The 6,217-nt window shown below is 71.1% G+C and carries 6 protein-coding genes; 1 reads left to right on the forward strand and 5 read right to left on the reverse strand.

Annotated elements, in window-relative coordinates; translation table 11 throughout:
- Positions 1–7: 7 nt before the first annotated feature.
- From ACYVJ3_RS12075 to ACYVJ3_RS12095, 5 genes are all read right to left on the reverse strand, one after another.
- Complete coding sequence (locus ACYVJ3_RS12075) at positions 8–379, reverse strand: YceD family protein (protein WP_460853248.1); 372 nt, start codon at positions 377–379, stop codon at positions 8–10.
- A 269-nt stretch (positions 380–648) separates the two neighbouring features.
- Entirely contained in the window at positions 649–1,128 is a 480-nt protein-coding gene (gene coaD / locus ACYVJ3_RS12080; RefSeq protein ID WP_460853249.1) for a pantetheine-phosphate adenylyltransferase, read from the reverse strand.
- 9 nt (positions 1,129–1,137) lie between these two features.
- Positions 1,138–1,725, reverse strand: coding sequence for a 16S rRNA (guanine(966)-N(2))-methyltransferase RsmD (gene rsmD, locus ACYVJ3_RS12085; protein ID WP_460853250.1), 588 nt, complete (start codon positions 1,723–1,725; stop codon positions 1,138–1,140).
- Positions 1,722–3,962, reverse strand: a complete 2,241-nt coding sequence (locus tag ACYVJ3_RS12090) for an ATP-dependent DNA helicase RecG (RefSeq protein WP_460853251.1) — start codon at positions 3,960–3,962, stop codon at positions 1,722–1,724. The genes rsmD and ACYVJ3_RS12090 overlap by 4 nt, the downstream gene beginning before the upstream one ends.
- Positions 3,959–5,653: a DAK2 domain-containing protein gene (locus ACYVJ3_RS12095; RefSeq protein ID WP_460853252.1), complete on the reverse strand. Its 1,695-nt coding sequence runs from the start codon at positions 5,651–5,653 to the stop codon at positions 3,959–3,961. The genes ACYVJ3_RS12090 and ACYVJ3_RS12095 overlap by 4 nt, the downstream gene beginning before the upstream one ends.
- 159 nt (positions 5,654–5,812) lie before the next feature.
- On the opposite strand from ACYVJ3_RS12095, the gene rpmB reads away from it, so the two are divergent.
- Positions 5,813–5,998, forward strand: a complete 186-nt coding sequence (rpmB, locus tag ACYVJ3_RS12100) for a 50S ribosomal protein L28 (protein ID WP_460853253.1) — start codon at positions 5,813–5,815, stop codon at positions 5,996–5,998.
- The last annotated feature ends 219 nt before the right edge of the window (positions 5,999–6,217 follow it).

Genomic DNA, 6,217 nt, shown 5'->3' on the forward strand with positions numbered 1-6,217 from the left:
GTGAATCTCAGTCTTGGTCGGTCAGGCCCTGGAGGGCCGACCAGCGCGGGTCGATCGCCGCCTCGTGCGAGTGGTCCGGCTCGTCTGCCAGGCGCACCCCACACTCGGGGCACATTCCGGGACAGTCCGGCTCGCACAGCGGCTGGAACGGCAGTGCGAGCACCACCGCGTCCCGCAGCAGGGGCTCCAGGTCGAGCAGGTCGTCCCGGAGCATGCTGACCTCGTCGTCCTCCTCCGCCTCGGCGGAGTCACGGATGTCGTCGTAGACGAACAGCTCCTGGAGGTTCACCACGATCTGGTCGCGGATCGGCTCCAGGCACCGTGCGCACTCGCCCTCCAGATCGGCCTCGGCCTCACCGGTGACGAGCACACCTTCCATCACCGCCTCGAGACGCAGGTCCAGGTGGACCGGCGCTCCCTCGGGAACGGAAAGGACTTCGATGCCCAGATCTGCCGGAGCCGGCGCTGTTCGTGTCACCTCGGTCTGGGTCCCAGGGCGGCGGCCGAGCTCGCGAGTATCGAGCACGAGCGGCGCTCTCGGGTCCAGGCTGGTCAAAGTTTCACTTCCAGGTCCGGGCACAGCAGATCGGGTCAATAGTAGAAGTACTCACGAGGGCCGACCAAATGCGGGTGGGCCTCCCGGTGCGGCTAGCCACGGGCGATGCGCTCCTTGAGGCGCAGCTCGACGCTGGCCGGGACCAGCCCGGAGACGTCTCCCCCGAGCGTGGCGACCTCCTTGACCAGGCTGCTGGAGACATATCCCAGGCTGGCTGTGGTCGGCACGAAGACGGTCTCGACGCCGGTCAGGTGCGCGTTCATCTGCGCCATCGGCAGCTCGTACTCGTAGTCGTTGCCGCCGCGCAGCCCCTTGACGATCGCCTGGGCGTCGATCTCGCGGCAGAAGTCGACGATGAGACCGGTGAAGCCCATGACGGTCACGTTGGGCAGGTCGGCGCACGCCTCGCGGAGCATCTCCATGCGCTCGTCGGGCTGGAACATCCGGTTCTTCGACGGGTTGCTGCCGGTGGCCACGACCAGCTCGTCGAACAGCGAGGCCGCGCGACGGAAGATGTCGACGTGACCGTTGGTGACCGGGTCGAAGGAGCCGGGGCAGACCGCGCGCGTCATGGCTCGAGGCTAGTGGCTCGCGGCCGGGGCGGTCGAAGCGAACCACAGCGTCGTCTCGCCGTACTTCTTCATGCCGCGCTTGCCGCGCAGCGCCACGAGGCCGTCGGGCCAGCTCGGCTGGGGGCTGCGACGGCTCCGCTCGACCACGACCAGGGCGTCCTCGGCGAGCCAGCCGTGCTCGACCAGCAGGCCGAGATCGGTGGCGAGGTCCTCCTCGGTGAGCGGGTAGGGCGGGTCGAGGAAGACCAGGTCGACCTTCGTCCGAGCGGGTTGTGCCAGGAAGCGGGCCACCGGCTGCGGCACCGCCTCGACGACCGAGTCGAGCGCGCTCGAGTTGCGGGCGATCAGCTGGGCGGTGGAGCGATCCGCCTCCACGGCGACGACGTACGCCGCCCCGCGCGATGCCGCCTCCAGGCCGATGGCCCCCGAGCCGGCGTACAGGTCGAGGACGCCGATGCGGTCCAGGCTGCCCTCGAACCACGCCTCGAGGGTGGAGAACAGCGCCTCGCGGACCCGGTCGCTGGTGGGGCGGGTCGCGTCGCCCTTGGGCGTCTCGATCCGACGTCCGCCGGCCGCCCCTCCGATGATGCGGGTCACGACTTGTCCACGAAGTCGGCGGCCTGGGACTGCTCGAGCGCCTCGACGCGCTCGGCGAGCAACGGCGCCTGGGCCAGGCGCGGGTCGGCGTCGAGCAGGCCCTCGGCGGCGTCGCGGGCGTGGACGATGGTGTCCTCGTCGCGCAGCACCCGGAGGTTGACCAGTGTCGAGCGGCGACCGGACTGCGAGGCGCCGAGCACGTCACCCTCGCGGCGCTGCTCGAGGTCGATCCGGCTCAGCAGGAAGCCGTCGGTCGTCGAGGCGACGGCGTCGAGACGCTCGCGGGCGTCTGTGCCAGCCTCGGCATGGGTGACCAGCAGGCAGAGGCCGGGCAGGCCGCCACGGCCGACGCGACCGCGCAGCTGGTGGAGCTGGGAGACGCCGAAGCGGTCGGCGTCGAGGATGACCATGGCGGTGGCGTTGTGGACGTCGACGCCGACCTCGATGACGGTCGTGGAGACCAGGACGTCGATGTCGCCCGCGGCGAAGGACCGCATGGTGGCGTCCTTCTCCTCGCTCGGCAGGCGGCCGTGGAGCTGGGCGACGCGCAGACCGCCGAGCGGACCCTGGCTGAGCGCGGGCAGCAGCTCCTCGACGCTCGCGGGCGGGATCGGACGGGGAACCTCGTTGCCGTCCTCGTCGACCTCGACGGCCTCCACGAAGCCCTCGTCGCTCTGCTCGGCGGAGATGCGCGGGCAGACGACGTACACCTGGTGGCCCTTGTCGACCTCCTCGCGCACCCGCGCCCAGACGCGGTCGATCCAGGACGGCTGCTCGGCCAGCGGGACGACGTTGGACTGGATCGGCGCGCGTCCGGCCGGGAGCTCGGTCAGCGTGGAGACCTCCAGGTCACCGAAGACCGTCATCGCGACCGTCCGCGGGATCGGCGTAGCGGTCATGACCAGCACGTGCGGCGGGTGGGCGGCCTTCTCGGTGAGCGCCGCCCGCTGCTCGACACCGAAGCGGTGCTGCTCGTCGACGACGACGAGGCCGAGGTCGTGGAACATCACCTGGTCGGTCAGGAGGGCATGGGTGCCGATGACGATGCCGGCGTCGCCGCTGACGATCCGGCTCAGGACCGGGGCACGCTGCGACTTGGTCATCGAGCCGGTCAGCAGCTCGACCTGGGTGCCCTCCCCCGAGCCGAGCAGGGTGCCGCCCTCGGCGAGGTCGCCGAGCATGGCGACGATCGAGCGGTGGTGCTGCTGGGCGAGGACCTCGGTCGGCGCGAGCAGCGCGGTCTGCCCGCCGGAGTCCACGACGCGCAACATCGCGCGCAGCGCCACCAGGGTCTTGCCGGAGCCGACCTCGCCTTGCAGGAGACGGTTCATCGGGTGGGGCCGCGCGAGCTCGAGGGCGATCTCCTCCCCCACGTCGCGCTGCCCCTTGGTGAGCTCGAAGGGGAGCTTGGCGTCGAACGCTGCGAGCAGGGCACCGTCGCCGCCGGTCCGCTCGGTCGCGCCGAGCGCCTTGAGCTCGCGTCGGCGCCGACCCAGCACGAGCTGGGTGACCAGGGCCTCCTCGAACCGGAAGCGGTGGTGCGCCTCGACGACCTGGTCGCGCTCCTCGGGCCGGTGGACCCAGTCGTAGGCCTGCCGGATCGGGAGGACGTCGTACTCGTCCCGGACGCCTGCGGGCAGGACCTCGGGGATCTCGCCGATCACGTCGAGCGCGAACTTCACCGCCCGGGCGAGGTCCCACGTCTCCACCCCCTTGGTGAGGGGGTAGATCGGGAAGTAGGTGCCGATCTCGTCGGGCGTGATCGGCGCCTCGTCGGGTTCGTCTCCCCCTGCGCCGCCGAAGATGATCATCGACGGGTTGACCAGCTGCCACTGGTCGCGGAAGCGGTCGGCCTTGCCGAGGAAGACGCCGCGGTTGCCCTCGGCCACCCGCTTGGCGTGCCACCCGGCGGTGCCCTGGTTCTTGGCGAAGAACGTCATCTTCAGGTGGGGGCCGTCCGTGCGCAGGACGGCCTCGACGCGGTACGCCGGGCGGCCGGTGCGCCGGTCGGTGTAGGCCTTGATGTCGCAGCGCGCGATCTCGCCGACGACGCAGAGCATCTGCCCCGGCTTGAGCTCGTCGACCTTGGTCAGCGAACCGGTCTCGAGGTAGCGGCGCGGGAAGTGGTGCAGCAGGTCCCCGACCGTGCGCAGACCGAGACCCTTCTCGATCTTGCTCCGCTTCGCGGGCGCCGCAGCCCCGAGGACGGCGGTCAGCGGGGAGTCGAGATCGATCACTCGACCGACAGCAGGAGCGGGTAGCGCTCCTGGCCTCCGGAGTAGAGGACGGCGTCGAGCCCGGGATGCTTCTCCTCCACCCAGGCGACCAGCGCGTCGGCGAGCTCGGCGTCCTGCGGGTCCGCGCCGGCGACGATGGTGACCAGCTCACCGCCGGCCGCGAGGAGGCGGCTGAGGACCTCCTCGGCCACCTCGCGCTGGGTCGCTCCGACGACGGCGAAGTCGCCGCCCACGACGCCGAGCACGTCGCCCGGCTCGCACGGGCCGGCACTGGTGATGGCCTGGCGTACGGCGATGGTGACCGCGCCCTGGCGGACGTGGCGGGAGGTCGCCGTCATCTCGGTGACGTCCTGGTCGAAGCTGCGATCGGGCTCGTGGACCGCGATCGCGGCCAGGCCCTGGACCTGGGCGTGGGTCGGGATGACCGCGACGCGCACGCCCTTGTGGTCGGCCTCGGCCGTCGTGGCCGCGGCCTGCGCCGCCCGGATCGTGTTCTCGTCGTTGGGGAGCACGATGACCTCGCGCGCGCCGCAGCTCGTGATCGCCTCGAGGAGCTCACCGGTGGAGGGGCGCTTGCCGGGACCGCCGCGCACGACCACGGCACCGGCCTCCTCGAAGAGCTCGGCCAGTCCATCACCGGCCGCGACCGCGACGACCCGCCGGGCCTCGGCCGGCACGTCGGCCTGCGGGCCGGGCTTGGTGGCCACCTGGTCGGCGAAGTGGGTGACCCGGATGCGGTAGGGATGACCGGCGGTGATGCCGGCCTCGATCGCGGCGCCGACGTCGTCGGTGTGGACGTGGACGTTCCACAGGCGCTCGCCACCGACCACGACCACGGAGTCGCCGAGCCGGCCGAGCCGCTCGCGCAGGGCCGGTACGCCGGTGTCGTCGGCGTCGAGCAGGAACATCACTTCGTAGGACGGGCCGTCCGGGCTCAGGTCGCCCGAGTGGTCGTGCCCGCCCTCCTGGTCGTGCTGCTGGTGGGCCGGGGCTGCCGGCGCGTCGGCGGCGATGCGCCGCCGCGGCTTGGTCACCTCGATCGGCCGCTTGCCGGTGATCGCCGTCTCGCCGGCGTCGAGGATCACGCAGATCCCGCGCCCGCCGGCGTCGATGACACCGGCTCGAGCCAGGGCGGGAAGCTGCTCCGGCGTACGGGCCAGGGCCTCGCGGGCCGCGGCGGCCGCTGCGGTGAAGACGTCGCGCGTACGCCGGCTCGGGTCGGCGACCTCGACGGCGGCGGCCTCGGCCCCGGCACGGGCGACGGTGAGCATGGTGCCCTCGACGGGCTCGCCGACGGCGGCGTACGCCGCTTTGACGGCAGCGTCGAGCGCGTCGGCCATCACCTGCGCGTTGCGATCGGACGCCTGAGCGCTCGCGAGGCGGCGGATCAGGGCGCCGAGCATCTCGCTGAGGATGACGCCGGAGTTGCCGCGAGCACCCAGCAGCAGACCGCGGGCGAACGCGGCCATCGCCTGGGCGTCACCCTTGTCGGCCGCCTCACGGATCGCGTCGCGGCCGGCGCTGATGGTGAGGTAGAGGTTGGTGCCGGTGTCGCCGTCGGGGACCGGGTAGACGTTGAGCTGGTCGATCTCCTCGCGGGCGGCGGCGAGCGCATCGGTCGCGATGTCGACGAACCGGAGCACCGACTCCAGCTCGAACCCACCGCGCTCGGGTGTCGCCTGCTCGTCCATCGGCTTCACCCTAATGGGACCGCCGACAGTCACCCTCGATTTCTGTCCGCGTCGGGCGCGCGGCTATGCTTTCCCGGTTGTCTGAACCGTGTCGCAGCGCCCATGCGTAGCGCCGGATCGACCAAGACTTGATCATCAGCAATCTCCAGGAGAGTCACCATGGCCGCCGTGTGCGACATCTGCGACAAGAAGCCGTCCTTCGGCAACAACCGGCCGTGGTCGCGCAAGATCACCAAGCGCCGCTTCGACCCGAACATCCAGCGTGTGCGCGCCGTCATCAACGGCACCCCGAAGCGCCTCAACGTGTGCACCGGCTGCCTCAAGGCCGGCAAGGTCTCGCGCTGACCCGCTGAAGCTCTTTCGAAAGGGCCGCCATCCTCACGGATGGCGGCCCTTTTGCTTTGGTCGTGCGCTGCAGGTTTCCCAAGGTATGCAGGGAAACCTGCGCTTCCCATGGGTTGCAACGCCGCGGAATCCATCGGTCTAAGCAACGCTGACCCGCAAGGAGCGTTGTGGTGCGTAGAGCGATCCCGTACGAGACACGTGAAGAGCTACTGGAGCTGG

Source organism: Nocardioides montaniterrae (assembly GCF_054782655.1).